This is a genomic window from Streptomyces sp. NBC_00631, assembly GCF_045206895.1.
GTDB lineage: Bacteria > Actinomycetota > Actinomycetes > Streptomycetales > Streptomycetaceae > Streptomyces.
This window is the reverse complement of record NZ_CP107734.1, coordinates 2006237-2031464: the sequence shown is the minus strand read 5'-3', so window position 1 is coordinate 2031464 and position 25228 is coordinate 2006237. Positions and strand designations below refer to the sequence as shown.

Genomic DNA, 25228 nt, shown 5'->3' with positions numbered 1-25228 from the left:
CGGGTCAGTCCTCCTCGGGGCCGGCGGACCCGCGTCCCACGTCGAATCGCTTCATGCGCTCCAGCACGGCGTCCGCCGTCGGTCCTTCCATCCGGTCCACGATCCGGCCGTCCGCGAGGAAGAGCACCAGGTCGGAGTGGGCGGCGGCGCCCGGGTCGTGGGTCACCATGACGACCGTCTGACCGAGCTGGTCGACGGCCTCCCGCAGAAAGCCCAGGACCTCAAGACCGGCCCGTGAGTCGAGGTTCCCGGTCGGCTCGTCGGCGAAGATCAGCTCCGGGCGGGAGGCCAGCGCACGCGCGCAGGCCACCCGCTGCTGCTGACCGCCGGAGAGCTGCGCGGGCCGGTGCCTCAGCCGGTCCCGCAGCCCGAGCGTGTCGATCACCTGGTCCAGCCACTTCTCGTCGGGCTTCTTGCCCGCGATGTCCATGGGCAGGGTGATGTTCTCCGCGGCGTTCAGCGTCGGGATCAGGTTGAACGACTGGAACATGAACCCGATCCGGTCCCGGCGCAGCCGCGTCAGCTCGCGGTCCTTGAGGCCCGTTATCTCCGTGCCGCCGAGCCAGACCTGACCGGCCGACACCGTGTCCAGCCCCGCCAGGCAGTGCATCAACGTGGACTTCCCGGAGCCCGACGGACCCATGACCGCGGTGAAGCGGCCGCGTGCGATGTCCACGTCCACCGCGTCCAGTGCGAGCACCGTCGTCTCGCCCGCTCCGTACGCCTTGGTCAGCCCGCGTGCCCGGGCCGCGACCCCGTCGGCGGCGGGCGCCTCCGCAGCTGCTGTGGACAAGACTGCCTCCCCGATCATGCGACGGTCACCGACCTCTTTGTCCGGGTCGAGCGTAGTGTGACCCGTCCCACAGTCGGTATCACTTTTCGAATCCGATGCGCGCTTGCCCTTGCTAGCGATCCGGCGCTAGCTTCGAGGTATGGCTAAGACCCAGCTGAACGTGCGGGTGGACGAGGGCACCGCCAAGGCGGCCCGCGAGCGCGCCCTCGCACGCGGCATGAGCGTCAACCGCTACATAGAGGAACTGGTCATGCAGGACACGGGTGAGGCGGGCCGTACCTTCGTCGAGGCCGCCGCCGATTTCATGAAGCAGTACGAGTCCGTATTCGCCGAGGAGTTCGGCGAGACGCACGGTACCGACACGTCTGACAAGACCGAAGGCCGTCACTGATCCCTTGAGCGACCTGACGATCGACCTCGCCTGGCTCCTCATGCTCGCCGAACAGAAGACCCCGGGTGACCCGCAGGTCACCGACTGGGGTGCGCTGATCGCAGCCGTGGCCAGGCACCAGGCCGAGATATTCGACGTCCCCGTCTACGACACCCCGCAGGCCCGGGCCGCCGCCCTGCTCCAGCTGCTGATCCACGTCCCGGCCCTGGAGCGCTCGAACGCCCTCTTCGCGTCCTCGGTCGCCTACGCCTACCTGGTCGCCAGCGGCCTGAAGGTCGTCACCTCGCCCGAGCAGGTCCGCGACCTGGCCCGGCTGGTCAAGAACGGTGAGGCGAGCGTCGCCGACATCGCCCAGGAGCTGCGCCGCTGGAGCCTGTGACTCCTCCGGCGAGGCCTGTGATCAGGGCTCCAGGGGTTTGCGGGCGACGCCCAGCACGCAGTACGAGGAGGGCAGCCGGATGCCGTTCTCCGGCAGGAACACCCGGCGGTACGGGCCGAGCTCGAACCCGGCCGCGCGCAGCTCGGCGACCGGTTCCCGGGACAGATGGCAGCCGCCGCTCAGCAGCGGCCACACCGTCCGGTCCAGGGCCCGCTGGGTGTACCGCATCGCCGGGCCGCCGCCCCTGCCGTGCTCGAAGAACCGCAGCTCACCGCCCGGCCGCAGCACCCGCCGTACCTCCGCGAGCGCCCGCCGCACATCACGGACACTGCACAGCACCAGTGAGACCACCGCCGCGTCGAAGGCCTCGCTCTTCACCGGCAGTGCCTCCGCCGCGCCCGGCACCACGTCCACCGGGACGTCGGCCCGCACCGCGGCCTCGGCCGCCAACTTCCGCAGGGTGCGCTCCGGTTCGATCGCCACGACCTCCGCGACCGCACCGGGATACCGGGCGAAATTGAGCCCGTTGCCCGCGCCGATCTCGATCACCCGCCCGGACAGCCCGGAGAGCAGCCGCTCCCGGATCGCCGCCATGCCGAGCCCGGTCTCGGCGGCCACGCTGCAACGAGCGTAGAAACGGGCGAACAGCGGGTGGTGGACGGGATCCCGCGCCGGTGTCCCGGCGCCGGCGGACATCAGCCGCATGACGGACCTCCCGACGGAAGCAGGTCTACGGTGATTGTCCCCCGAAGGAGCCCGTCGCACCCCCGCTGCGGGGGGACGGTTCAGGAGATGAAGTCGCGCACCTGCTCGTAGACCCCGTAGTCGTCGTTCATGTCGGTGTGCGAGATGCAGCCGACGTCGACGTTGGTGGCCCCGCTCAGCTCCGCCGAGGTGTCCGGGTCGATCGCCGCGTCGCAGTCCGACCAGTACGCCGCGTAGGAGACGCTGCCGGGCGTCTCGTCACCGGAGTTCAGGGCGGTCAGGAAGGAGCTGCCGGTCGTCATCTCCTTGCACGAGGTGTACAGCCACCCGCACAGCGAGGCGACGCTGGTCCCGTGGTTCACCCCCGCGACCGACACGAAGTGGTCCACGTACGAGGTCCCGCCGAGGTTCTTGAGGTAGTAGCGGCTGTTGAGCGCACCCATCGAGTGCACCACCAGGTCGACCTTCGAGGCGCCGGTCTTGGAGAGGACGGACTGGATGTAGGTCGAGAGTGTCGAGGCGGTGGTGACGTTCGACTTCGTCCAGTCGTACGAGATCGCGTACAGCTCGGAGGACGAGTAGCCGTCCGCCTCGAAGTCCGCGATCCAGTCGTTCCAGCTGCTGGAGTCGCTGCTCAGACCGTGCACGAACACGATCGGCTCGTGGCTCGCCGCGTGCGCGGTGCCGGCGGTCAGGGGGAGGGACAGAAGGAGCGAACCGGCTATCGCCGACAGAGCGGTTGCGATGCGACGCTTTGCGCGTTGCATGATGCCTCCTGAAACGGGTGGGGTTGTTCAGGAGTGTCAGGACGGGTCTACGCGCGCCGCATCGGTGAAGTCGCCAGTCTTTACGAGTCAACTAACTCGCCAGTAACGTCTTTGGTGTGGTGATACCGGTGAATCCCCCACCTCTCGACCGCACTTCGCCACCGCAGCCGACCGACGCGGGGCCGTGCCCGGCTTCGGCGCTCCCCGAGGGCGTCCGCGCCCGGGTGACACGAGTCGCCTACGAGGATCAGCGCGCCGTGGCCGAACTCGTGCCCCGCCTCACCGAACGGCAGGCGGCCGGCGTCGACCCTCTGCCGGTAGAACCGGCCGAACTGGCACCGGCGTTGCTCCATGCCCTGCGCCGGGAGATCCGCGCGCTGCCGGACGAGACCCGGCTGCTGCTACAGCTCGCCGCCGCCGACCAGTACCCGGTGCCCACCCACGCCTTCCTGCGCGCGGTCACCGCCGGCCGGCTCGACACCCGTCCGCTGGAGGCGGCCGAGGCGGCCGGGGTCGCCCACGCCAGTGCCGGCGGAGTGTTCTTCCGGGACCTCTGGACCCGGATCGCCGCCTACGAGACCGCCTCACCGGCCGACCGGCGCGCAGTCCATCAGCTGCTCGCCCGGGTGCTCGGCGGCAAGGGCGAGACGACCCGCCGCTCCTGGCACCGGGGCGCCGCCGCCCTCGGCCCCAGCGTCCGGCTCGCCGCGGAACTGGGCGCCGCCGCCGACCGGGCCCGCGCCGAAGGACGGCCCGCCCTGGCCCGCGCCCTCGCCGAACGCGCCGCCGATCTCTGCGCCGACCCGGTCGAGGAGGCCCGGCTGCTCGCCCTGGCCGCCGCCGACGCCTGGAACTCCGGCGAGCCCGACCGGGCGAGACGGCTCGCCGCCCGTACCGACAACTCCGCCCTCAACGGCGTCCTCGCCCTCAGAGCCGGCAACGCCGCCGAGGCCTTCGACGCCCTGCTCACCGCAGCTGTTCGGCAGGAACGTTCCGCCGATGCCGTCGAACTCCTGGCCCTCGCCACCGAGGCCGCCGTCTACACCGGCGACCTGAGACGCTGCCGCGAGGCCCATGTCCTCGCCCAGTGGCTGGACCTCCCGCCGTCCGGCGTCCTCGCCGCACTCGCCTGCGCCGTCGAAGGCCGCTACGCCGACGCCCGGGTCCTGCTCAAGGGCACCGCGGGCCGCTGCGGGCCCGGCGGCGACCCGCGTGCCCTGATCCACTCCGGCATCGCCGCGCTGATGCTCGGCGACCACACCCGGACCGTCACCGCCACCCTCGGGGCGGCCGCCTCCGCCCGGGCACGCGGCATCCCCGGGACGGAAGCGCAGGCCATGGAGTTCCGTGCCTACGCCGACTTCTGGACCGGCCGCCCCCGGGCCGCCGAGGCCGCCGCACAGGAGGCCCTGCGCCAGGCGCACGCCACCGGGCAGGACAACGGGGCCTGCCACCTCCAGGCCGCGCTCGCCATGTTCGCCGCCGTCACCGGTGACGAGGCGGCCTGCCGGGAGCGCGCGGCAGCGGCCCGCTCGCACGCGCTGGCCCACGGGCTGGGGCTGCCCGCCGCCCTCGCGCAGTGGGCGCTCGCCTTCCTCGACCTGGCGGGCGGCCGCTTCCCGGCGGCGGCCGCACGGCTGCGCGCCCTCGCCGGCTTCGGTCCCGGACACGGTCACCGGGCCATCCGGCACCTGGCCACCCCGCACTACGTGGAGGCCGCCGTCCGCACCGGCGACACCCGGGTCGCCCGCGCCGCGCACGCCGACTACCACCGTTGGGCCACCGCCGTCCGCAGCCCCGACGACCTCGCCCTCAGCGCCCGCTGCCGGGCCCTGCTCGCCCCCGGCGCCGAGGCGGTCCCGCACTACCGCGAGGCGCTGGACCTGCATGCCCGGGGCACCCGGGACTTCGAACGCGCCCGCACCGAGCTGCTGTTCGGCGGCGCGCTGCGCCGGTTGCGGCAGCGCACCGAGGCCCGGGACCGGCTGCACAGCGCCCTGGAGGCCTTCGAGTCCTTCGGCGCCCCGCACTGCGCCGCCCAGGCCCGCGCCGAACTCCGTGCCCTGGGCACCTCGTTGACCCCGCACGCCGGGACCGACCCGGCCGCCGTGCTCACCGCCCAGCAGCTGATGGTCGCCCGGATGGCCGCCGAGGGCGCCACCAACCGCGAGATCGGCGACCGGCTCAACCTCAGCCCCCGCACCATCGACCACCATCTGCGGGGGGTCTTCGCCCGGTTGGGGATCCGGTCGCGGATCGAACTGGTACGGCTGCTCGGCGAGTCGCCGTAGGGAGCGCCCGGGTCCGGGGGGCGCGTCGTCGGGTGCGGCTGGGTGGAGGCCGATCGCGCAGTTCCCCGCGCCTCTTCGGGGGCGTGGGGAACTGCGCGACCAGCCACGATGGCGCCGCACCCGACCGACGGCTAGGGCGCTACCCGCATCCGGAACGCCTCCGCGTCCCAGGCGCCGTCCAGCCGGGCCGACAGCCACTTCGGCGCAGCCGAACGGAACTCGGCAGGGGGGAGAGCTCCGGCCCCGGCGGGCAGCGCGCCCAGCAGGGGCGCCCCGGCCACCTCCGGAAGGTCGGCGACATTGCAACGCGAGGCCAGATCGGGGGAGTCCGGCCAGCTGCCGATCACCACACCCAGCAACTCCAGTTCGCGCAACCGAAGTTCACGGGCCGTCAGTTCCGTGGTGTTCAGCGTGCCCAGGCCGGCCGACGCCACCACCAGCACCGGCGCGTTCAGCAGCCGGGCCGCGTCCGCCAGCGTGCCGCCCGCCGCGTCGAACCGGACGAGCAGGCCGCCCGCACCTTCGACCAGCACCAGCTCGTGCTCGGTCGCCAGCTTGGCGGCGGCCTCCGCCACCTCATGCGGACGCACGGGAGCCAGCCCCGCCCTGCGGGCCGCCGTGCCCGGCGCCAACGGCTCGGGGAAACGGGCCACTTCCGACGCCGTCACGGCACCGGCGAGCCGCGCGACCTCGTCGGCGTCCCCGCGCTCGTCCGGTCGTACCCCTGTCTGCGCGGCCTTCAGGACCGCCACCGAGCGGCCCGCCGCGAGCGCGGCGGCGGCGACCGCGGCCGTGGTGACCGTCTTGCCGACCTCCGTGCCCGTACCCGTGATCACCAGGATCGGCATGCTCATCCCTCCCGCGCGGCGGCGCACACCGCGCGCGCGATCCGTGCCACGTCCGCGTCACCCGTGACGTACGGCGGCATCGTGTAGACCAGGTCGCGGAACGGCCGCAGCCACACGCCCTCGCGCACCGCAGCGGCCGTGGCGGCTCTCATGTCGACCTCGTGGTCGAGCTGGATCACCCCGATGGCGCCAAGGACCCGGACATCCTGCACCCCGGGAACCTCCCGGGCGGGTGCCAGGCCCTCCCGCAGGCCCGCCTCGATCCGCTTGACCTCCGCGAGCCAGTCCTGGCCCAGCAGCAGCCCGAGCGAGGCGCAGGCCACGGAGGCGGCGAGCGGATTGCCCATGAACGTGGGGCCGTGGGCCAGCACCGGCACCTCGCCCCGCGAGATGCCCTCGGCCACCCGGGACGTGCACAGCGTCGCCGCCATCGTCAGATACCCGCCGGTGAGCGCCTTGCCCACGCACATCACGTCCGGGGTGACCGCCGCGTGGTCCGCCGCGAACAGCGCGCCGGTGCGCCCGAAGCCGGTGGCGATCTCGTCGAACACCAGCAGCACGTCGTGCGCGTCGCACGCCTCGCGCAGCACCCGCAGGTAGGCGGGGGAGTGGAACCGCATCCCGCCGGCGCCCTGCACCACCGGTTCCACGATCACCGCGGCCAGCTCGTGCGCGTGCCGCTCGATCACCGACCTCAGATGCCCGGCGTACGACTCGTCGTACTCCGCCGGCGGCGCGTCGGCGAACACCTGGCGGGGCAGCACGCCGGACCAGAGCTCGTGCATCCCGCCCTCGGGGTCGCAGACGGACATCGGCTGCCAGGTGTCGCCGTGGTAGCCGCCGCGCCAGGTCAGCAGCCGCTGCTTCGCGGGTCGGCCGAGGGAGCGCCAGTACTGCAGGCACATCTTCACCGCGACCTCGACCGACACGGACCCCGAGTCGGCGAGGAAGACATGCTCCAGACCGGCGGGCGAGATGTCGACCAGGAGCTTCGCCAGGCGGACGGCGGGCTCGTGGGTGAGGCCGCCGAACATCACATGGCTCATCCGGCCGAGCTGGTCGCGCGCGGCCTCGTTGAGCACCGGGTGGTTGTAGCCGTGGATCGCCGACCACCACGACGACATGCCGTCGACCAACTCGCCCGAGCCGTCCGCGAGCCGCAGCCGGACCCCGCTCGCCGACTCCACGACGAGCGGTTCGGCCCGGCCGGGCATCGGGCCGTACGGATGCCAGACGTGCCGGCGGTCGAGGTCCAGCAGCTCGGGGACGGTCAGGCCAGGGTCAGGCATTGGGCGCGAGATCCGTTCCGGCACCCCGGCGGCGGACGGCGACCAGGTCGGTGCGCGGCTCGTTGGCGGGGACGGTCACGGTCTCGTGGGAGCCGCACACCGACCCGCACCCGGCCTCGGCGTGCGACCCGCATCCGGCCCCCTCGGCCGCGTGCGACCCGCAGCCCGGGCCCTCGGCGGCGTGCGACCCGCAGCCGCCGCCCTGGGCCTCGGCCCGGTGCTGCGGCAGCGTCACCTCGTCCGAACCCTCCACCACGAATCCGGCGTCCGCGATCATCTCCAGGTCGGCCTGGCCGGCCTGGCCCTCGGTGGTCAGGTAGTCGCCGAGGAAGATCGAGTTGGCCAGGTGCAGCGCGAGCGGCTGCATGGTGCGCAGATGGACCTCGCGGCCGCCCGCGATGCGGACCTCCACGTCGGGGCAGACGAACCGCACCATCGCCAGGATGCGCAGGCAGCGCTGCGGGGTGAGGTTCCACTCCTTGGCCAGCGGGGTGCCCTCGACCGGGATCAGGAAGTTCACCGGAACGGAGTCCGGGTCCAGCTCGCGCAGCGAGAAGACCACGTCGACCAGGTCCTCGTCGCTCTCGCCCATGCCGGCGATCAGACCCGAGCAGGCCGACAGCCCCGCCGCGTGCGCCTTGTTCACCGTGTCCACCCGGTCGGCGTACGTGTGCGTGGTCGTGATGTCCCCGTACGTCCCCTCGGACGTGTTGAGGTTGTGGTTGTAGGCGTCCGCACCCGCCTCGCGCAGCCGCTCCGCCTGGCCGTCGGAGAGCAGACCGAGGCAGGCGCACACCTCGACGCCCTCGTTCTGCTCCTTGATGGCCTTGATGGTGCCCGCGACCCGGTCCACGTCCCGGTCGGTCGGACCGCGTCCGCTGGCCACCAGGCAGACCCGCTTGGCGCCCCCGGCCAGGCCCGCGGCGGCCGCCTTCGAGGCCTCGTCGGGTTTCAGCCAGGTGTACTTCAGGATCCCGGTCGTGGAGCCCAGCCGCTGCGAGCAGTAGGAGCAGTCCTCCGGGCACAGGCCCGACTTGAGGTTGACCAGGTAGTTGAGTTTCACGCGCCGGCCGAACCACTGCCGGCGCACCTTGCCGGCCGCGGCCACCACGTCGAGCACGTCGTCGTCGGAGGTCGCCAGTACGGCGAGCGCTTCCTCGCGGGTCGGCAGCTCGCGCCGAAGCCCCTTGTCCACCAGCGTGTTCAGCAGGTCCATGAGAGCCGATCCTGTACTACGAGGCTGCTCCGGGCCAAGGAGAGTTTGCACAACCCTGTCAGTTCGACGTGTGGGTATTGCCACACAGTGGGCGCCTGGTGATCCCGCTAGGGTCTGTCCACTGCCTACAAATTCACGGAGGGGCCATGGCGTTCGGCTGGATCGACGAACAGGCGGAGCAGCGCCGCCGCGCCGGACTCGTACGGACCCTGCGCCCCCGCCCCGCCGACTCGCCCCTGCTGGACCTGGCGAGCAACGACTACCTGGGCCTCGCCCACCATCCGGAGGTCGCCGGGGGCGCCGCCGAGGCGGCCCGGACCTGGGGCGGCGGCTCCACCGGCTCCCGGCTGGTGACCGGTACGACCGAGCTCCACACCGAGCTGGAGCGCGAGCTGGCCGGATTCTGCGGGTTCGAGGCCGCCCTGGTCTTCTCCTCCGGTTACGCGGCCAACCTCGCCGCCGTCACCACGCTCGGCCCGCACGGCTCCCTGATCGTCTCCGACGCCCTCAACCACGCCTCCCTGATCGACGGCTGCCGGCTGGCGCGGGGCACGACCCAGGTCGTCGGGCACGCCGACCCGGACGCCGTGCACAAGGCGCTCGGCACTCACGACGGGCCCGCGGTGGTCGTCTCCGACACGGTGTTCTCGGTCGACGGGGACGCGGCGCCGCTGGCCGCCCTCGCCGAGGCGTGCCGGGAGCGCGGTGCCGGGCTGCTGGTCGACGACGCCCACGGGCTCGGGGTCCTCGGGGACGGCGGGCGGGGCGCGCCGTACGCGGCCGGGCTCGCCGGCGCCGACGACGTGGTGGTCACGGCGACCCTGTCGAAGTCGCTGGGCAGCCAGGGCGGGGTCGTGCTGGGACCGGCCCGGGTGATCGACCATCTGGTGAACGCGGCCCGGACCTTCATCTTCGACACCGGTCTGGCCCCCGCGGCGGCGGGCGCCGCGCTGGCGGCCCTGCGGCTGCTGCGGCGTGAGCCCGGGCGTGCGGCACGGGCCCGTGAGGTGGCCGCGGAACTGCACGCACGGCTGACCGCCGCGGGTCTGGAAGCGGTACGGCCGGACGCCGCGGTGGTCTCCGTGCGGGCCCCGTCCCCGGAGCAGGCCGTGCAGTGGGCGGCCGACTGCCGGACGGCAGGGCTGACCGTGGGCTGTTTCCGTCCGCCGTCGGTGCCGGACGGCATCTCACGGCTCAGGCTGACCGCCCGTGCCGACCTCTCCGGGGCCGAGATCGAACGCGCTGTACGTGTGATCGGCGAGACACGACCATGAGTCGGCGTGACACGGCCGGGCCTGGCTCGCGAGCGGATGGCGAGTAGGGGACAAGGAGATGGATCGGGTGGGAGTCCGGTCAGCTTCGGTCGTCCCTGATCAGACTCTTCTGGGGCTGATCAGTCGGTGAACGCGGCCATGAAACCCGCCCAGCTCTCGGGGGAGAAGAGCAGCGCGGGTCCCGCCGGAGCCTTGGAGTCGCGCACGGCGAGCAGTCCGGCCGACGGGCCGGAGCGCGGCCGTGCCGTCTCCACGCAGTTGTTCGCTCCGGTGCTGTAGCTGCTGCGCAGCCACGGCAGTCCGTGCAGATCAGCACTTGAAGGTACGTTCCGAGGCAGTGCAGTCATGGTGCCTCCTTACGCGCCGTCAGCTATTGCGGCGATGTAATCCAACGAGTCCTCGGGCGAAAGGGCGTGGATCCGGAGCGTGTTGAAGGCCTCCGTGTATGCCTGGAGGTCTTCTTTCCGCTCCAGGTAGAGGCTACTCGTCAACTGGTCGATAACAACCACGTCCAGATCAGAAGTGCTCGGAAATGAGAAGATTACGAAAGGCCCGGTGATGCCGATATGCGCCCCGGCCGCGAACGGCAGTACCTGGAGCCGTACTTGGGGCAGCCGGGCCGCCTCCACCAGCCGCGCCAGCTGCCGTGCCATCACGCCGGGACCGCCCACCTCCCGGCGCAGCACCGCCTCGTCCAGGACCGCGTTCAGCTCCAGCGGCGGATCATTGTGCAGCACGTCCTGCCTGGCCAGACGCACCTCCACCAGGGTGTCCAGGGCCTCGTCGTCGCGCCCGTCCACGGCCGCCCGGGTCACCGCACGCGCGTACTCAGGGGTCTGCAGCAGCCCCGGCACGACCAGGGTCTCCAGGGTCCGCATGGCGCCGGCCTGTGACTCCAGGCTGATGAAATCCCGGTAGGCGGGCGGCAGTACCCCGCGATAGGCGTGCCACCAGTGGTGGCGTCCGGCAGTGTCCTCCGACCCCGCCAACACCAGGAGCAACTCGCGCAGTTGCCCCTCGACCACACCGTAGGCGTCCAGAAGTAACCGCACATCGGCCGGTTTCACACCGCTGGCGCCGGTCTCGATCCGGCTCACTTTCGACTGATGCCAGCCCACCAGACGGGCGGCCTCACCGCTCGTGAGGCCGGCGCCGGTGCGCAGTGTGCGCAGTTCGGCGCCCAGTTTCCGGCGGCGTACCGCGGGACCGTTCTGCATGGGCTACTCCTTACTCCTACCGAGCCGCCCAAATACGGTCTGAGGTAGCAGAGTTCACCGCTTCGAGCGACAGATATATGCATATCTTGGTGGATCGCTCCCCGTGACCGGCCCGGTAATGGCAGTCTGACGGAGAAGCACCAGTCCGGGACCGTACTCGAACCATCCGCACCGTGTCGGACTCCGGTCCCGAGGAAAGGGACGACGTCGCCATGGCAGACCACCTGGAAGCATCCGTCACCCTGCCGAGCGATCCCGCCTCGGTCTCCACCGCCCGCTCCTACGTGCTGGACACCCTCGCGGAGTGGGGACTGCCACCCGAGACGGAGACCGCGGACACCATCCGCCTCATCGTCTCCGAACTCGCCACCAACGCCGTGCAGCACACCCTCGGGCAGTCACCCACCTTCACGGTGGCCCTCGTCCTCGACCGCGACGAACAGCTGCGCATCGGCGTCACGGACAGTCATCCGCGCTTCCCCAAGAGACTTCCCGCCGCGGTCCAGCAGGACAACGGCCGCGGCATGGTCATCATCCGCTGGCTGACCGCCGAGTGCGGCGGCAAGCTCCGGGTGCGCCCCACCCGGGAGGGCGGCAAGACCGTCTCCATCGAACTCCCCTGGGTGGTCCCGGCCGGCACCGTCACGGCGGCCGGCCAGCAGGAGCCGTAGCCCTGAGCTCCTGCCTGCCTGCCGGCCGCCGCTGGGGTGGGTCAGCTGACCCGGCCGTACCAGACGCTGCGGGTCCAGATCTTCTGGAGCCTCACCACGTCCCCCGTCTTCGGGGCGTGCCAGATCTTTCCCTTCCCGGCGTAGATGCCGACGTGGTACACGCTGGAACCCGAGTGGAAGAAGACCAGGTCCCCGGCCTTGCGGTTGCCGGCCGAGATGTGACGGGTCTTGTTGTACTGCTGGGCCGCCGTACGAGGCAGGGTCTTGCCCGCCTTCTTGAACGAGTACAGCGTGAGCCCGGAGCAGTCGAACCGATTCGGCCCGGTGGCTCCCCACCGGTAGGGCGCGCCCTTCTTCGAGGCGGCGACCTGAAGTGCCTTCGTGGCCATCGTGGCGGCCGAGGCGTCGGAGGCGACACCCGGAATCACGATCGAGCCACCCACGGCGGCGATGGTCAGCGCCGAGGCCGTACCGGCCCGGGCCATGAGCGACGGAACACGATTGAGCGCAGTCATGCGCAACCCTTCGTCAGCCGCCTGTGAAGGATGACCTGTCGGATTCGGGCTGGCGAAGTTGCCCGGCCGTGTTGCCACGGCTTCACCCCAAGGGCTGCTCGGCCCGGTCATGGCGTGACCGTGCCGGCGACCCGGCTTGCTCGGGTCCTCCACTCCTGCCGATGCACTTCTGTCGACGGGTCAATCCGGGCGGCGGCAGGACTCGGCGTCCGCCCGGACCGCCCCGCCGCTGTGGCGGGGGCTTGTCGTCAGACAGGGATCTTCACTCACGCGTGTCCGAAAATCCCAACGGAATCGGGGGTTTGTGGGGTTACTCACCACCCACCCGTTCGGGTGGACAGCCCTGTGTTCGATTCTTCGTCAACTCTCCTGCGTAGCCCCGGACCTGCGCGGAAGCCTCTCGCGGGCACTCCCGAACAGGCGGTCCGAGCGGCCCTCGCGGTCAGGTAAAACCACGCCACACTCCACCGAACGGCGGTAACTCCTTTGGATCGTTTCGACTCCGGCCCCCTCGCGCCGTCGTCGCCCCGGACCGGAGTCCGGCGGGTCTCACCGTACGCAGTCGGGCGGGAGTGCGACGCGAGCGGTCCGGCGCTCGCCGTCGAGCACCCGCAACGCCCGTGCCAGCGTGTCCCCGTGGAGCTCCGTCTCGCCCCGCCGATGCATCAGGGCGAGCGCGTCCCGCAGCTCGGACGCCGCGCGCACCAGCGCCTGCGCGGCTCGCAGCCCACGGTAGGTGTCCTCGTTCTGCGCCGGGTTGATCCGGCCCAGCAGGTCCACCACGTCCAGGTAACGGTCGATCAGCTCGCCCTCGGCCCGGGTCAGTGCGGGCAGTGGCGGCAGCTCCGGCGGCAGCATCGGCGGCTCACCCCGCGTCCGGCAGGCCGAGCGAGGGGCGGCGGCTGGGCACGACCCGGTCCACCAGGCCGTACGCCAGCGCTTCGCGCGCGTCCAGGACCAGGTCCCGCTCCAGGTCCTGGCGCACCTGCTCCGCCGTGCGCCCGGTGTGTCGGACGAGCATCTGTTCGAGCAGCGCCCGGATCCGCTCCAACTCCTCCGCCTGGATGAACAGATCACTCGGCTGGCCCTGCACCGGTTCCGGCAGCGACGGCTGTTGGAGCACGATGCGCGCGCCGGGCAGCATGGACCGCTTGCCCGGTGTGCCGGCCGCGAGCAGGACCGCCGCCGACGCCCCGGCCCGGCCGAGGCAGATCGTCTCCACGTCGCAGCTCACGTACTGGACCGTGTCGTAGATCGCGGCCATCGCGCTGAACGACCCGCCAGGGGAGTTGATGTACAGCGAGATGTCCCGCTCCGGAGCCGCGTGCTCCAGATACATGAGCTGCGCCATCACGTCGTTGGCCGAGATCTCGTCGACGGGCGTGCCGAGGAAGACGATCCGCTCCTCCAGCAGCTTCGAGTACGGATCCAGGGGGCGCTGCCCCGCGGTCGTCCGTTCGGTGAACTCGGGCAGGACGTAGCGGGCGGACGGTCGGGTCATGGATTGTGCCCCTCCTCGCGGCTGAGACGGCCCAGTGGCCGGGCTCTCTGTTGAAAACGTACAGGACGTACAGATCATCGAGAAGGGATTCCGCTGTCACCGAACAAGAGGTGATGTCCGGGGTGCCCCGTAAGCTGGGTCCATGGCCTACGAGATTCCGGTGACCCAAGCCAGGGCTGAGCTCGCCGAACTGATCAACCGGGTGGTGTACGGCGGTGAGCGCGTCGTCGTGACGCGCCATGGCAAGCCGCTGGTCGCCCTCGTCTCCGCCGCCGACCTCGAACGACTCGAAGAGCTCTCGGAACCCGCCGACGACCATGTGGACCACGTGGTCAGCTCGGTCTCCACGGTCCGCGAGACCGCCCCCGTACGACCGGAACGCGGCCGCTTCGGCATCGCGGCGGAGCACCGGGGGGCCACGGGCGCCTGAACAGCGCCCCGAAGGGGCACTGGGGGTACCCCCGGCCGAAGGCCGGGGGAGGAACCGCGCGACCAGCCGCGACGGCGCCGCGGACGAATGACTGCGCAGCGGCACGTGTCACATCCGTGCCGCCGGCTGATCCACTGACCCCCCAGTCGTCGGTACGACCATCGGCCCTCCCCGTAGCGTTCGGGTGAGGGCCGTTCGGGTGTCAGGGGCTGCCGGGGTGAGGTGGGACCGGTCGGCGGCGAGCGGATTCGCTTCCGTGCGCCGGTCGTGCCGCTCATGCGCCGGTCATGGGGTGATCAAGGTCCGGTTAACGTCGCCGAAACTCCGGCAAACTAGCCTGCCGATCCATGCCACCTGGGGTTTTCCTGGCCGGATTGGGTCCGTGAGCCCAATCTGTCGCGGTGGCTGCGGCAACCGGACCCCGCACGGTCCGGAGCGAGGACTGTGAGGTGGGACGTGCAACTGACCCCGCACGAGCAAGAGAGGCTGCTGATCCACGTGGCGGCCGACGTCGCCGAGAAGCGCCGGGCCCGCGGGCTGCGGCTGAACCACCCCGAAGCCATCGCCCTCATCACGTCGCACATCCTCGAAGGGGCCCGCGACGGCCGTACCGTCGCCGAACTCATGGCCTCCGGGCGCAAGCTGCTCACCAGGGACGACGTCATGGAGGGCATCCCCGAGATGATCCACGACGTGCAGGTCGAGGCGACCTTCCCGGACGGCACCAAGCTCGTCACCGTCCACGACCCGATCGTCTGAGGGGGCCGCCGATGATTCCCGGAGAGGTGTTCTTCGCCGACGAGCCCGTCGTATTCAATGCGGGCCGTGAGGTCACCCGGATGACCGTCCTCAACGCCGCCGACCGGCCCGTCCAGGTCGGCTCCCACTACCACTTCGCCGAGGCCAACCCCGGACTCGAGTTCGACCGGGACGCGGCGCGCGGCAAGCGGCTGAACGTCGCCGCCGGCACCGCCGTCCGCTTCGAGCCCGGCATCCCCGTCGACGTCGAACTCGTCCCGCTCACCGGCGCCCGTGTGGTCCCCGGGCTGCGCGGCGAGACCGGAGGTGCCCTCGATGCCTGAGATCTCCCGCGCCGCGTACGCCGACCTGTTCGGACCGACCACCGGCGACCGGATCCGGCTCGCCGACACCGACCTGCTCGTCGAGATCGAGGAGGACCGCTCCGGCGGCCCAGGACTCGCCGGGGACGAGGCGGTCTTCGGCGGCGGCAAGGTCATCCGCGAATCCATGGGCCAGTCGCGGGCCACCCGCGCGGACGGCACCCCCGACACGATCGTCACGGGCGCCGTGATCATCGACCACTGGGGCGTCGTCAAGGCCGACGTGGGCATCCGCGACGGCCGGATCACCGGCATCGGCAAGGCCGGCAACCCCGACACCATGGACGGCGTCCATCCCGACCTGGTGATCGGCCCCGAGACCGAGGTCATCGCCGGAAACGGGCGCCTCCTCACCGCGGGCGGAGTCGACGCGCACGTCCACTTCATCTGCCCGCAGATCGCCGACGAGGCGCTGGCGGCGGGGATCACCACGCTGGTGGGCGGCGGCACCGGTCCTGCCGAGGGTTCGAAGGCGACCACCGTCACCCCCGGCCCGTGGCACCTCGCCCGGATGCTGGAGGCGATGGAGCAGTACCCGCTCAACATCGGCTTCCTCGGCAAGGGCAACACCGTCTCGCACGAGGCGATGCTCTCCCAGATCCGGGGCGGGGCCCTGGGACTCAAGCTGCACGAGGACTGGGGATCGACCCCGGCCGTCATCGACGCGGCCCTGACAGTCGCCGACCGGACGGGCATCCAGGTCGCCATCCACACGGACACCCTGAACGAAGCGGGATTCGTGGCCGACACGCTCGCCGCGATCGGCGGGCGGGGGATCCACGCGTACCACACCGAGGGCGCGGGCGGCGGGCACGCGCCGGACATCATGACCGTCGTCTCCGAACCGCACGTGCTGCCGAGTTCGACCAACCCGACCCGCCCGTACACGGTGAACACCGCCGAGGAACACCTCGACATGCTGATGGTGTGCCACCACCTCAACCCGGCGGTGCCGGAGGACCTGGCCTTCGCCGAGTCGCGGATCCGGCCCTCGACCATCGGGGCGGAGGACATCCTCCACGACCTGGGTGCGATCTCCATCATCTCCTCGGACGCGCAGGCCATGGGACGCGTGGGCGAGGTGATCCTGCGGACCTGGCAGACCGCGCACGTGATGAAGCGGCGGCGGGGCGCGCTGCCGGGTGACGGGCGGGCCGACAACCACCGGGTACGGCGGTACGTCGCCAAGTACACGATCAACCCGGCCCTCGCGCAGGGGCTGGCCCGGGAGATCGGCTCGGTCGAGACCGGCAAGCTCGCCGACCTCGTGCTCTGGGAGCCCGCGTTCTTCGGGGTCAAGCCGCAGCTCGTCCTCAAGGGCGGGCAGATCGCCTACGCGCAGATGGGCGACGCCAACGCGTCGATCCCGACGCCCCAGCCGATCCTGCCGCGCCCGATGTACGGGGCGATCGGGCGGGCCCCGGCCGCCAACTCCTTCAACTTCGTCGCCCGGTTGGCGATCGAGGACGGGCTGCCGGAGCGGCTGCAGCTCGGGAAGCGGTTCGTCGCCATCGAGTCGACCCGTGGCGTGACCAAGGCGGACATGCGGGAGAACGACGCACGCCCGCGGGTCCAGGTCGATCCCGACAGCTTCGCCGTGCACATCGACGGGGAGCTGGTCGAGGCGACACCGGCCGCGGAACTGCCCATGGCCCAGCGTTACTTCCTGTTCTGATGGCAGGTGGTCAGTGATGTCCCGGGCGGCGTTGTTGGTGCTGGCCGACGGCCGCTTTCCCGCCGGAGGGCATGCGCACTCCGGCGGCGCGGAGGCCGCCGTCAAGGCCGGGCGGATCACCGGGGCCGCGAGCCTGGAGGAGTACTGCCGGGGGCGGCTGCACACGGCGGGGCTGGTGGCGGGTGCGGTCGCCGCGGCTGCGGTACTCGGCGCCGACGTACGGGAGCTGGACGCCGCCGTCGATGCGCGGACGCCGTCGGCCGCGTTGCGGGGGGCGGCGCGCAGGCTCGGGCGGCAGCTGCTGCGGGCCGGGCGGGTGGCCTGGCCTGCGGTGGAACTCGACGCCCTCGCACGGGAGTTCCCCAAGGGGGCTCATCAGCCGGTGGTGTTGGGGGTGGTGGCCCGGGTGGCGGGGCTGTCGGCGGAGGATGCGGCCTACTGCGCGGCGTACGAGAGTGTGAGTGGGCCGGCCACGGCGGTGGTGCGGTTGCTGAGTCTGGATCCGTTCGAGGCCACGGGGGTGCTGGCGCGGTTGGCCGCGGAGGTGGACCGGGTGGTCGACCGGGCGGTGGAGGCGGCGCGGGAGGTGGCCGGCGGGGCGGGGGCCGACGGGTTGCCTGCGGCGTCGGCGCCGTTGGCGGAGATCGGGGCGGAGTGGCATGCGGGGTGGGCGGTGCGGTTGTTCGCGTCGTAGGGTTCTCGCCCCCGCCGCCCCTACCCGTCCCGTCCTCCAGGGGGTGGGCCCCCTTCGACCGCCCGTTCCGGGGGCTGCCGCCCCCGGACCCCCGCATCGGCCTGAACGGCCTCGTCCTCACACGCCGGACGGGCTGGAGGTGGGGGTGCGGGTTGGCGTGGAGGGTGGGGGTGCGGGCCGGCCTTCGTCCTGAGGCGTCGGAGGGGGTGGAGGGTGGGGGTGCGGGTCGGCCGCCGGGGGCCGCCTCGTTCTTGGACGTTGGGCGGGCTGAGACACAGAGACTGCGAACAAGGAGTGGAACATGCATCTCGACCACGATCACCACCACGGCCCCGTCGCCCTCAGCGCCGACGCCCGTCGGCCCGACGGGGCTCGGCGGGCTCTTCGGATCGGGCTCGGGGGGCCCGTGGGGTCCGGGAAGACCGCCACCGTCGCCGCTCTGTGCCGGGCTCTGCGGGACGAGTTGTCCCTCGCTGTCGTCACCAATGACATCTACACCCGCGAGGACGCCGAGTTCCTGCTCAGGGAGGCGGTGCTGCCGCCGGAGCGGATCGCCGCCGTCGAGACGGGGGCATGCCCGCACACCGCGATCCGGGACGACATCTCGGCCAATCTCGAAGCCGTGGAGGACCTGGAGGACGCGGTCGGGCCGCTGGACCTCATCCTGGTCGAGTCCGGTGGGGACAATCTCACCGCCACCTTCTCCAAGGGGCTCGTGGACGCGCAGATCTTCGTGATCGACGTGGCGGGAGGGGACGACATTCCGCGCAAGGGCGGGCCGGGGGTCACGACGGCCGACCTGCTTGTCGTCAACAAGACGGACCTGGCGCCCTACGTCGGTTCGGACCTGGCGCGGATGGCCGCCGACGCCAAGGCACAGCGGGCCGAACTGCCCGTCGTCTTCCAGTCGTTGCGAGCCGAGTCCGGTGTCGCGGACGTGGCCGCGTGGGTGCGGGAGCGGCTCGCGGCGTGGGCCGTATGACGGGGACGGGGGTACGCGCCGTCGCCCGGATCGTCGCTCGGGACGACCGGCGGGGCGGTACCTCGCTTCCGGTGCTGGAGGGGGAGGGGCCGCTCGCGCTGCGGCGGACCCGGGGGAGCGGTGCCGAGGCCCGGGTGATGGTCGTCGGGGCGATGAGCGGGCCGCTCGGTGGGGACCTGTTCGGGATCGAGGCGCGCGTCGAGGCAGGGGCCCGGCTGTCGGTCGGGTCGGCTGCCGCGACCATCGCCCTGCCGGGGCAGGGGAAGGAGGAGGCGCGGTACGACGTTCGGCTCGACGTCGCAGACGAGGGTGAACTGCGGTGGCTGCCAGAGCAGTTGATCTCCGCCAACGGGAGTGATCTGCGCGTCCGCACCCGCGTCGATGTCGGGGCGGCCGGTCGGCTCGTGCTGCGGGAGGAGCAGGTGCTCGGGCGGGTGGGGGAGGAGCCCGGGCGGCTCAGCAGTCGGCTCACCGTGCGTGTGGCCGGGAAGACCGTGCTGGACCAGGAGCTGGTCTGCGGGCCCGGGGCGCCCGGCGGCTGGGACGGGCCCGCCGTGCTCGCGGGACATCGCGCTGTGGGGCAACTCGTCGTCGTGCGACCGGAGTTCGCGGTGCACCCGATGGCGGCGCGGATGCTGGGGGAGTGCGCCGCGCTCACTCCGCTCGCCGGGCCCGCGGTGTTGGTGAGCGCGGTGGCGGGCGATGCGCTGCGGCTGCGGCGGACGCTGGACGAGGCGTTGGGTCAGTTGGGGGGATGATCCGCTCAGCGGGACGAGCGGGATGCGAACGTCCGGTTATCGGATTGGTAAAGACGGCGGTCGGGCCCTGTTCTCAGCAGGCTCACAGCCGGAAGGATCTCCCCTGACCATTCGTCACCATGTAGGGGGAGGGGCCCACTTGAGGGACAACGTCAGATCGGGGAGCCGGGTGCTGGCGCTCGGTTCGGCCGGAGTGCTCGTCACGGCCGGCCTGATCACCGGTGCGCTCGCGGCACCGGCAGCCGGTGCCGAGGCCCGGCACGGCGGGCAGGACCGTGCGCAGCAGGGCGCGGCGATCGCGGCCGCACGGGCCGCCAAGGCCGGGATCGACTGGGCCGACTGCCCCACCGACTGGGCGCTGACCAAGCCCGTCCAGTGCGGTCGGGTCAGCGTGCCGCTCGACTACACGAAGCCCTACGGCAAGCAGATCAGGCTCGCCGTCGACCGAATAGGCAGCACGGGGACGCAGGCGGAACGCCAGGGCGCGCTCGTCTACAACCCCGGCGGCCCCGGCGCCTCGGGGATGCGCTTCCCGCTCCGGGTCACCACCAAGAACCCCCTGTGGGTCAACGCCTCGAAGGCGTACGACTTCGTGGGCTTCGACCCGCGCGGTGTCGGCCACTCCGCGCCCATCTCCTGCGAGGACCCGCAGGAGTTCGTGAAGGCCCCGAAGGCCGACCCGGTGCCGGACACCGAGGCCGACAAGACCGCGCAGCGCAAGCTTGCCAGGCAGTACGCGGACGGCTGCGCCGAGCGCACCGGCCGTGCCGTGCTCCAGCAGATGACCACCGCGAACACCGCCCGCGACCTGGACGTCATCCGGGCCGCGCTCGGCGAGAAGAAGCTCAACTACCTCGGTGTCTCCTACGGCACCTACCTCGGCGCGGTGTACGGGACGCTGTTCCCGGGGCATGTGCGCCGGATGATCGTCGACAGTGTCGTCAACCCGTCGCGGAAGAACATCTGGTACCAGGCCAACCTGGACCAGGACGTCGCGTTCGAGGGCCGATGGAAGGACTGGGAGGACTGGGTCGCCGCGCACGACTCCGCCTTCCACCTGGGGACCACGCGGGACGCCGTCCAGGCCAAGTGGCTCCAGCTGCGCGCCACCGCCAAGGCGAACCCGATCGGCGGGGTCGTCGGACCGGCCGAGCTGATCGGGTTCTTCCAGAGCGCGCCGTACTACGACTCCTCGTGGGTCCCCGTCGCCACGGTGTTCAGCAAGTACTTCGCCGGTGACACCCAGGCCCTGGTCGACGCGGCCGCCCCGGACCTCACCGACACCGCCGGCAACATCACCTCGGAGAACGGCAACGCCGTCTACACCGCCGTCGAGTGCACCGACGCCAAGTGGCCCACCAGCTGGCGGAAGTGGGACCGCGACAACACCGAGCTCAACACGCAGTACCCCTTCATGACCTGGGCCAACGCATGGATGAACCTGCCCTGCGCCACCTGGCCGGTCAAGCAGCAGACCCCGGTGGAGGTCAGGACCCACAAGGGGTTGCCGCCGGTGCTGATCGTGCAGTCCACCCGTGACGCCGCCACCCCGTACCCAGGCGCCGTCGAAATGCACAAGCGCTTCGAGGGCTCCCGTCTCATCACCGAGCAGGGCGCCGGCTCGCACGGCGTGACCGGCCTGGTCAACCCGTGCATCAACAACCGCGTCGACACCTACCTGCTCACCGGTGGACTGGACGGCGCGGACGTCACCTGCGGCCCGCACGCCACCCCGCAGCCGTAACCGCTCCCGCGCGACGACGAGGGGCGGCGGGATTGCGTCCCGCCGCCCCTCGCTCGTACGACCTCGACCCTCTGCGGCGTCAACTCAGCGGTGCACGCGGGAACTTGCGCTCCTTCTCGCCCTTGGCCGCCGCCTGCTCGGCCTTGACGACGGCCGCGTACTCGTCGACGTACTCCTGCCCGGACAGGGTCAGGATGGCGTACATGATCTCGTCGGTGATGGCGCGCAGGACGGCCTTCTCGTCCTCCATCCCCGCGTAGCGGGAGAATTCGAGGGGCCTGCCGAAACGGATCATGACGGGGTGGATGTTCGGGACGACCTTGCCGGGCGGCTGCGCCTCGAACGTGCCGATCATCGCGCAGGGGATCACCGGGACACCGGCCCGCAGCGCCATCACGGCGACCCCGACCTTGCCCTTGTACAGACGTCCGTCGTGCGAGCGCGTGCCCTCCGGGTAGATACCGAGCAACTCGCCCTTGCGCAGCACCCCGAGCCCCTCCCGGATCGCGGCCTGGCCCGCCTCCTTGCCGGAGCGGTCCACCGGGATCTGCCCGGCGCTGCGGAAGAAGAAGGCGGTCAGCCGGCCCCTCACCCCCGGGCCCGTGAAGTACTCGGCCTTGGCGAGGAAGGTGATGCGTCGCTTGAGGACGGCCGGCATCAGGAAGTGGTCGGAGAAGGAGAGGTGGTTGCCGGCGACGATGGCCGGTCCCGACGGCGGCACATGTTCCAGCCCCTCGATCCGCGGCCGGAACACCACTCTCAGCAGCGGCCCCAGCAGTACGTACTTGAGCAGGTAGTAGAACACGGCTCTCTCCTCACTTTGCCAGCTCCCGCTGGAACTGGTGTTTCCCCAGGCCAGATCAACAATGCCGGGCCCGGGGCGATGCGCACCTGCCGTCTTTGACCCGAAGCCGACGAACGAGTCCGTCGCGCCTTCGAGTACGCCCGCCGGCATCGCATCGACCACGACGGCGGATCGAACATCGTCTCGTCGGATTTCACCACGCGGGACACCGAGTCGTCGCACAACCCGCGAGCCGTGGCCTCGGTGCGGTCGCGGGCCGAGGAGTGCGAGGGGACGAGGAGGGGTCCCCATCTGCTCACAGCAGGGCACCGCCGCATCCACTTGCGGGACGCGAGGGCACCCCGCCCGCCCGCGACGAGCGGGTGGACGGGGTGTGTCGTGGGGCGGCGGCCGTCAGGTCAGGGTGAGCTCCAGGACGGTGACGGAGAGCGGCGGCAGGGTGCTGGTGAACGTCGGCGCGGCGCCGGTGACGGTGCTGGACGTGGGCACGAGTGTGGTGGGTTCGGTCAGTGTGTTGGTGGTGGTGCGCGAGGGTCCGGTCAGGACGGTGGCGGTGGCCTTCTTCTTGACGCCCTTGACCAGACCCGTCAGTTCGACGGGCACATCCACGCTCACCGTCCCGCAGTTGACGACCGCGAGGTAGAGGCGGTTCCCGGCGCGGGTGGCCACGGTGGCGAGGCCGGGCAGCGCGCGTACGGTGGCCGGCAGAACCGTTTCGCCCAGCTTGGCCGTCAGCATCTGCTGTGCCCAGTAGCTCGGCGACACGTAGCTGGTGAGGTTGTCGTAGGCGATCAGGTTGGTCGCCCAGACGTTGTTCTTGACGTGGGAGAACAGCGGCGCGTAGCACTCCATCAGGACCTGGTCGGAGTTGCGGATCAGTCCGGCCAGCCAAGCGGCGTCGCCCAGCGCGGCGTTGAGGTCCGGTGTGGGGCGGCCCTCCTGCGCGGCCCACTCGCCGACGAAGACCTTCGTCGAGTTGCGGTCCCGGTTGTCGTACTTGTGGGTGGCGGCCTGGGCGGCGGACGGCGCGAGGTAGTAGTGCTCGTCGATCAGGTCCGGCGTGCGGCTCGTCACCGACGTCGTGGCGATCAGCTTCAGCTGCGGGTACTTCGCCTTGATCGCGTCGTAGAAGGCCGCGAACCGCTCGTTGTAGGACCCGGAGGAGTCGAACCAGTCCTCGTTGCCGATCTCCACGTACTCCAGCGGGAACGGCTCCGGGTGTCCGTCGGCGGCTCGTTTCGCGCCCCAGGTGCTGGTGACGGGGCCGGTGACGTATTCGATCTCGTCCAGGGCGTCCTGCACGTACGGCGCGAGCGCGTCGCCGGTGACGTGTTCGCCCTTCAGCGTGTAGCCGGCGAAGACGGCGAGGACCGGCTGGGCGTGCAGGTCCTCGACCCATTGCAGGTATTCGAGGAGTCCGAGCCCGTCGGTGGACCAGTAGCCCCAGGCGTCGTCCATGTGGCCGGGGCGCTCCCAGACCGGGCCGATGGTGTTCTTCCAGTTGAACCGCGTCGCGATGGTGTTGCCCTCCAGGAAGTTTCCGCCGGGGAAGCGCAGGAACTTCGGCTTCAGGGCGACCAGTTTCTCCATCAGGTCGATGCGCAGGCCGTTGGGGCGGTTGTGGTAGGTGGGCGGGAAGAGGGAGACATGCTGGAGCCACAGGGTCTCGCCCGCGGCGGACGGGTCGTCGGTGGTCACCGTCAGCACGGCGTCACCGGTCACGGGGGCGCCCGAACCGGTGCGCAGGGTCAGTTCGAAGGGGCGGTCGGGGAACGCGGTGCCGATGTGCCGCACCCGTGCCGAGGCGTACACCGTCGCGCCGTCCGCCGACTCGATGGCCACCGTGAGCGGACCGATGCGGCGCGATGCCTTGGCGAAGAGGCGGGCGGTGTAGGTGGTCCGGGGGCGCACGGGTATGCCCCAGAAGCCGTCGTTGGCCACCCCGGCCCGGTTCCCGGCGCCGGTACCGCTCGGGAGTACGACCTTGAGGGAGCGCGTGAGGACGTCGTTGAGGGGCGTGGCGGTGTCGAGGGCGAGGGTCGTGCCGCCGACGGCGGACCAGTGCACGGGCGTGGTGTCGCTGGCCATCATGGAGCGGTTCTGCACCAGTTCGGCGTAGATGCCGCCCTCGCCGGAGTGGTTGATGTCCTCGAACATCAGGCCGGGAAGGACGGGGGAGACGGCGTGTGCGGGGTTGGCGACGTCCACGCTCAGCAGCGGGGTCGTCGTCTCCACCGGGACCCCGGCCAGGGTCGCGACCTGGTCGGAGGTGAGGGCGGTCGGGAACATCTGCACGTCGTCGATCAGGCCGTGCCACTGGTCGACATGGCCGCCGCCGTAGAGCGCCCGGCCGATGGCGGTGTCCCCGGTGCCGGCCCAGCCCGAGGTGTAGGCGGTCTCCCCTTCGAGCACGCCGTCGACGTAGAGGCGGGTGACACCGGCCGAGGGGTCGCTGACGCCGACCAGATGGGTCCAGGTGCCGGTGGTGGGGGCCGAGGAGGCGGCCGCGACGGCGGCGGCCTGGGTGGCGTCCGAGTCGAGCCGGGCGAAGGCGAAGGTGCCGGTGTCGTCGCGCAGGCCCAGGTAGAAGGCGCTGACGACCTTGCCGTCGATGCTGACGGCCGTCTGGTAGCCGCCCAGCTGGCTGAGGTTGACCCAGGCGGCCACCGAGAACGCCTTGGAGGTGTCGAGGACGGGTCCCGAGGCGGTGGCGTTGCCGCCGGCCGTGAGGCTCAGGCTGTGGGCGCCGACCTTCCCGGTGTCCCAGGCGGCCCCACCCTGGAGCGTGGCGGTGTGAGCGTTGCCCGACGAGTCCGCGGCGGAGGTGCCGGAGCCCTCGTCGAAGCTCCAGTGTGCTGCTGCGGCGGGGAGGTCGACGGTGGCGGAGCCCGCGGTGGTGCCGGTGAGTTCGGCGGCCCCGGCGGGAGCGGCGGCGGCGAAGGTCCCGGCCAGGGACGCGGCACCGATGGCTGTCAGGACGGTTCTGCGGGACAGGCCGGCTTCGGAAGGCATGCGGGAGTTCCTTTGTGAGATGGACAGGTCGGGACACGGGAGGACACCGCGGGACCGGGGCGTGGGCAGGCGGCACGGGGCCCGTCCACCGGTCGCGCTCCGGGACAGGCCGATGGTCCGCCGCTGGGGAGGCCGACGGGCCATCGGCGG

The 25228-nt window shown here is 71.6% G+C and carries 26 protein-coding genes and 1 riboswitch; of the genes, 13 read left to right on the top strand and 13 right to left on the bottom strand.

Annotated elements, in window-relative coordinates:
• Positions 1 to 4: 4 nt before the first annotated feature.
• Positions 5 to 793, bottom strand: coding sequence for an ABC transporter ATP-binding protein (locus OHB00_RS09360; protein WP_406433148.1), 789 nt, complete (start codon positions 791 to 793; stop codon positions 5 to 7).
• A gap of 139 nt (positions 794 to 932) precedes the next feature.
• On the opposite strand from OHB00_RS09360, the gene OHB00_RS09355 reads away from it, so the two are divergent.
• Both OHB00_RS09355 and OHB00_RS09350 read left to right on the top strand, forming a co-directional pair.
• Positions 933 to 1184 (top strand): toxin-antitoxin system HicB family antitoxin, encoded by a 252-nt coding sequence (locus OHB00_RS09355; RefSeq protein WP_366894275.1) that lies wholly within the window; start codon positions 933 to 935, stop codon positions 1182 to 1184.
• Between the two features lie 4 nt (positions 1185 to 1188).
• The gene (locus tag OHB00_RS09350; RefSeq protein WP_181807907.1) at positions 1189 to 1563 is read left to right on the top strand and encodes a fic family toxin-antitoxin system, toxin component; all 375 of its coding nucleotides are present in this window, start codon (positions 1189 to 1191) and stop codon (positions 1561 to 1563) included.
• A 21-nt stretch (positions 1564 to 1584) separates the two neighbouring features.
• On the opposite strand, the gene OHB00_RS09345 is transcribed toward OHB00_RS09350, so the two are convergent.
• Together OHB00_RS09345 and OHB00_RS09340 are read right to left on the bottom strand one after the other, a co-directional pair.
• On the bottom strand, positions 1585 to 2268 hold the full coding sequence (locus tag OHB00_RS09345; RefSeq protein ID WP_406433146.1) for a class I SAM-dependent methyltransferase: 684 nt from the start codon (positions 2266 to 2268) through the stop codon (positions 1585 to 1587).
• A gap of 80 nt (positions 2269 to 2348) precedes the next feature.
• Complete coding sequence (locus OHB00_RS09340) at positions 2349 to 3035, bottom strand: esterase/lipase family protein (RefSeq protein WP_406433144.1); 687 nt, start codon at positions 3033 to 3035, stop codon at positions 2349 to 2351.
• 119 nt (positions 3036 to 3154) lie between these two features.
• Here OHB00_RS09340 and OHB00_RS09335 point away from each other — a divergent pair, with 119 nt between their 5' ends.
• Entirely contained in the window at positions 3155 to 5326 is a 2172-nt protein-coding gene (locus OHB00_RS09335) for a LuxR C-terminal-related transcriptional regulator (RefSeq protein WP_406445693.1), read from the top strand.
• Between the two features lie 131 nt (positions 5327 to 5457).
• Here the strand turns inward: OHB00_RS09335 and bioD are convergent, their stop codons facing one another.
• Genes bioD through bioB form a run of 3 tightly spaced genes read right to left on the bottom strand, consistent with a single transcriptional unit; the run spans position 5458 to position 8679 of the window.
• The gene (bioD, locus tag OHB00_RS09330; RefSeq protein WP_406445691.1) at positions 5458 to 6174 is read right to left on the bottom strand and encodes a dethiobiotin synthase; all 717 of its coding nucleotides are present in this window, start codon (positions 6172 to 6174) and stop codon (positions 5458 to 5460) included.
• 2 nt (positions 6175 to 6176) lie between these two features.
• On the bottom strand, positions 6177 to 7463 hold the full coding sequence (locus OHB00_RS09325) for an adenosylmethionine--8-amino-7-oxononanoate transaminase (RefSeq protein WP_406433142.1): 1287 nt from the start codon (positions 7461 to 7463) through the stop codon (positions 6177 to 6179).
• The gene (gene bioB, locus OHB00_RS09320) at positions 7456 to 8679 is read right to left on the bottom strand and encodes a biotin synthase BioB (RefSeq protein ID WP_406433140.1); all 1224 of its coding nucleotides are present in this window, start codon (positions 8677 to 8679) and stop codon (positions 7456 to 7458) included. The genes OHB00_RS09325 and bioB overlap by 8 nt, the downstream gene beginning before the upstream one ends.
• Positions 8680 to 8825: 146 nt before the next feature.
• On the opposite strand from bioB, the gene OHB00_RS09315 reads away from it, so the two are divergent.
• Positions 8826 to 9953, top strand: a complete 1128-nt coding sequence (locus OHB00_RS09315; protein WP_406433138.1) for an 8-amino-7-oxononanoate synthase — start codon at positions 8826 to 8828, stop codon at positions 9951 to 9953.
• Between the two features lie 119 nt (positions 9954 to 10072).
• On the opposite strand, the gene OHB00_RS09310 is transcribed toward OHB00_RS09315, so the two are convergent.
• Both OHB00_RS09310 and OHB00_RS09305 read right to left on the bottom strand, forming a co-directional pair.
• Positions 10073 to 10300: a DUF397 domain-containing protein gene (locus OHB00_RS09310; RefSeq protein ID WP_406433136.1), complete on the bottom strand. Its 228-nt coding sequence runs from the start codon at positions 10298 to 10300 to the stop codon at positions 10073 to 10075.
• 9 nt (positions 10301 to 10309) lie between these two features.
• The gene (locus tag OHB00_RS09305) at positions 10310 to 11170 is read right to left on the bottom strand and encodes a helix-turn-helix domain-containing protein (protein WP_406433134.1); all 861 of its coding nucleotides are present in this window, start codon (positions 11168 to 11170) and stop codon (positions 10310 to 10312) included.
• 212 nt (positions 11171 to 11382) lie between these two features.
• Here OHB00_RS09305 and OHB00_RS09300 point away from each other — a divergent pair, with 212 nt between their 5' ends.
• On the top strand, positions 11383 to 11841 hold the full coding sequence (locus OHB00_RS09300) for an ATP-binding protein (RefSeq protein WP_406445689.1): 459 nt from the start codon (positions 11383 to 11385) through the stop codon (positions 11839 to 11841).
• Between the two features lie 41 nt (positions 11842 to 11882).
• On the opposite strand, the gene OHB00_RS09295 is transcribed toward OHB00_RS09300, so the two are convergent.
• The 3 genes from OHB00_RS09295 to OHB00_RS09285 form a co-directional block, all read right to left on the bottom strand.
• Positions 11883 to 12356, bottom strand: a complete 474-nt coding sequence (locus tag OHB00_RS09295) for a C40 family peptidase (RefSeq protein ID WP_406433132.1) — start codon at positions 12354 to 12356, stop codon at positions 11883 to 11885.
• Between the two features lie 3 nt (positions 12357 to 12359).
• Positions 12360 to 12544, bottom strand: a riboswitch (cyclic di-AMP (ydaO/yuaA leader).
• 361 nt (positions 12545 to 12905) lie between these two features.
• Positions 12906 to 13214 (bottom strand): hypothetical protein, encoded by a 309-nt coding sequence (locus tag OHB00_RS09290; RefSeq protein WP_046730013.1) that lies wholly within the window; start codon positions 13212 to 13214, stop codon positions 12906 to 12908.
• 7 nt (positions 13215 to 13221) lie between these two features.
• Entirely contained in the window at positions 13222 to 13857 is a 636-nt protein-coding gene (locus tag OHB00_RS09285; protein ID WP_406433130.1) for an ATP-dependent Clp protease proteolytic subunit, read from the bottom strand.
• A gap of 142 nt (positions 13858 to 13999) precedes the next feature.
• On the opposite strand from OHB00_RS09285, the gene OHB00_RS09280 reads away from it, so the two are divergent.
• From OHB00_RS09280 to OHB00_RS09245, 8 genes are all read left to right on the top strand, one after another.
• Positions 14000 to 14287: a type II toxin-antitoxin system Phd/YefM family antitoxin gene (locus OHB00_RS09280; RefSeq protein WP_406433128.1), complete on the top strand. Its 288-nt coding sequence runs from the start codon at positions 14000 to 14002 to the stop codon at positions 14285 to 14287.
• 456 nt (positions 14288 to 14743) lie between these two features.
• Positions 14744 to 15046: an urease subunit gamma gene (locus OHB00_RS09275; RefSeq protein ID WP_037672587.1), complete on the top strand. Its 303-nt coding sequence runs from the start codon at positions 14744 to 14746 to the stop codon at positions 15044 to 15046.
• A gap of 11 nt (positions 15047 to 15057) precedes the next feature.
• Positions 15058 to 15369: an urease subunit beta gene (locus OHB00_RS09270; protein WP_406433126.1), complete on the top strand. Its 312-nt coding sequence runs from the start codon at positions 15058 to 15060 to the stop codon at positions 15367 to 15369.
• Positions 15362 to 17083, top strand: a complete 1722-nt coding sequence (locus OHB00_RS09265) for an urease subunit alpha (RefSeq protein ID WP_406433124.1) — start codon at positions 15362 to 15364, stop codon at positions 17081 to 17083. Before OHB00_RS09270 ends, OHB00_RS09265 begins: the two co-directional genes overlap by 8 nt.
• 16 nt (positions 17084 to 17099) lie before the next feature.
• Positions 17100 to 17777 carry an urease accessory protein UreF gene (locus tag OHB00_RS09260; protein ID WP_406433122.1) on the top strand — a complete coding sequence of 226 codons (678 nt, stop codon included), beginning with the start codon at positions 17100 to 17102 and terminating at the stop codon, positions 17775 to 17777.
• A 301-nt stretch (positions 17778 to 18078) separates the two neighbouring features.
• A complete protein-coding gene (gene ureG / locus OHB00_RS09255) occupies positions 18079 to 18759 on the top strand; it encodes an urease accessory protein UreG (protein WP_406433120.1) in 681 nt (226 codons plus the stop codon).
• Positions 18756 to 19517 carry an urease accessory protein UreD gene (locus OHB00_RS09250; protein WP_406433118.1) on the top strand — a complete coding sequence of 254 codons (762 nt, stop codon included), beginning with the start codon at positions 18756 to 18758 and terminating at the stop codon, positions 19515 to 19517. Before ureG ends, OHB00_RS09250 begins: the two co-directional genes overlap by 4 nt.
• A 139-nt stretch (positions 19518 to 19656) precedes the next feature.
• A complete protein-coding gene (locus tag OHB00_RS09245; protein WP_406433116.1) occupies positions 19657 to 21261 on the top strand; it encodes an alpha/beta hydrolase in 1605 nt (534 codons plus the stop codon).
• Positions 21262 to 21340: 79 nt separating this feature from the next.
• On the opposite strand, the gene OHB00_RS09240 is transcribed toward OHB00_RS09245, so the two are convergent.
• Positions 21341 to 22066 carry a lysophospholipid acyltransferase family protein gene (locus OHB00_RS09240; protein WP_406433114.1) on the bottom strand — a complete coding sequence of 242 codons (726 nt, stop codon included), beginning with the start codon at positions 22064 to 22066 and terminating at the stop codon, positions 21341 to 21343.
• 393 nt (positions 22067 to 22459) lie between these two features.
• On the bottom strand, positions 22460 to 25078 hold the full coding sequence (locus tag OHB00_RS09235) for a LamG-like jellyroll fold domain-containing protein (protein WP_406433112.1): 2619 nt from the start codon (positions 25076 to 25078) through the stop codon (positions 22460 to 22462).
• Positions 25079 to 25228 lie beyond the last annotated feature (150 nt).

Bases quoted from the DNA above. Each gene is read 5' to 3' on its own strand.
- OHB00_RS09345 (WP_406433146.1), bottom strand. From the start codon at position 2,268: ATGCGGCTGATGTCCGCCGGCGCCGGGACACCGGCGCGGGATCCCGTC.
- OHB00_RS09260 (WP_406433122.1), top strand. From the start codon at position 17,100: ATGTCCCGGGCGGCGTTGTTGGTGCTGGCCGACGGCCGCTTTCCCGCC.
- OHB00_RS09295 (WP_406433132.1), bottom strand. From the start codon at position 12,356: ATGACTGCGCTCAATCGTGTTCCGTCGCTCATGGCCCGGGCCGGTACG.
- bioD (WP_406445691.1), bottom strand. From the start codon at position 6,174: ATGCCGATCCTGGTGATCACGGGTACGGGCACGGAGGTCGGCAAGACG.
- OHB00_RS09315 (WP_406433138.1), top strand. From the start codon at position 8,826: ATGGCGTTCGGCTGGATCGACGAACAGGCGGAGCAGCGCCGCCGCGCC.
- OHB00_RS09270 (WP_406433126.1), top strand. From the start codon at position 15,058: ATGATTCCCGGAGAGGTGTTCTTCGCCGACGAGCCCGTCGTATTCAAT.
- OHB00_RS09290 (WP_046730013.1), bottom strand. From the start codon at position 13,214: ATGCTGCCGCCGGAGCTGCCGCCACTGCCCGCACTGACCCGGGCCGAG.
- OHB00_RS09340 (WP_406433144.1), bottom strand. From the start codon at position 3,035: ATGCAACGCGCAAAGCGTCGCATCGCAACCGCTCTGTCGGCGATAGCC.
- OHB00_RS09285 (WP_406433130.1), bottom strand. From the start codon at position 13,857: ATGACCCGACCGTCCGCCCGCTACGTCCTGCCCGAGTTCACCGAACGG.
- OHB00_RS09300 (WP_406445689.1), top strand. From the start codon at position 11,383: ATGGCAGACCACCTGGAAGCATCCGTCACCCTGCCGAGCGATCCCGCC.
- OHB00_RS09305 (WP_406433134.1), bottom strand. From the start codon at position 11,170: ATGCAGAACGGTCCCGCGGTACGCCGCCGGAAACTGGGCGCCGAACTG.
- OHB00_RS09235 (WP_406433112.1), bottom strand. From the start codon at position 25,078: ATGCCTTCCGAAGCCGGCCTGTCCCGCAGAACCGTCCTGACAGCCATC.
- ureG (WP_406433120.1), top strand. From the start codon at position 18,079: ATGCATCTCGACCACGATCACCACCACGGCCCCGTCGCCCTCAGCGCC.
- OHB00_RS09310 (WP_406433136.1), bottom strand. From the start codon at position 10,300: ATGACTGCACTGCCTCGGAACGTACCTTCAAGTGCTGATCTGCACGGA.
- OHB00_RS09280 (WP_406433128.1), top strand. From the start codon at position 14,000: ATGGCCTACGAGATTCCGGTGACCCAAGCCAGGGCTGAGCTCGCCGAA.
- OHB00_RS09325 (WP_406433142.1), bottom strand. From the start codon at position 7,463: ATGCCTGACCCTGGCCTGACCGTCCCCGAGCTGCTGGACCTCGACCGC.
- OHB00_RS09265 (WP_406433124.1), top strand. From the start codon at position 15,362: ATGCCTGAGATCTCCCGCGCCGCGTACGCCGACCTGTTCGGACCGACC.
- bioB (WP_406433140.1), bottom strand. From the start codon at position 8,679: ATGGACCTGCTGAACACGCTGGTGGACAAGGGGCTTCGGCGCGAGCTG.
- OHB00_RS09355 (WP_366894275.1), top strand. From the start codon at position 933: ATGGCTAAGACCCAGCTGAACGTGCGGGTGGACGAGGGCACCGCCAAG.
- OHB00_RS09250 (WP_406433118.1), top strand. From the start codon at position 18,756: ATGACGGGGACGGGGGTACGCGCCGTCGCCCGGATCGTCGCTCGGGAC.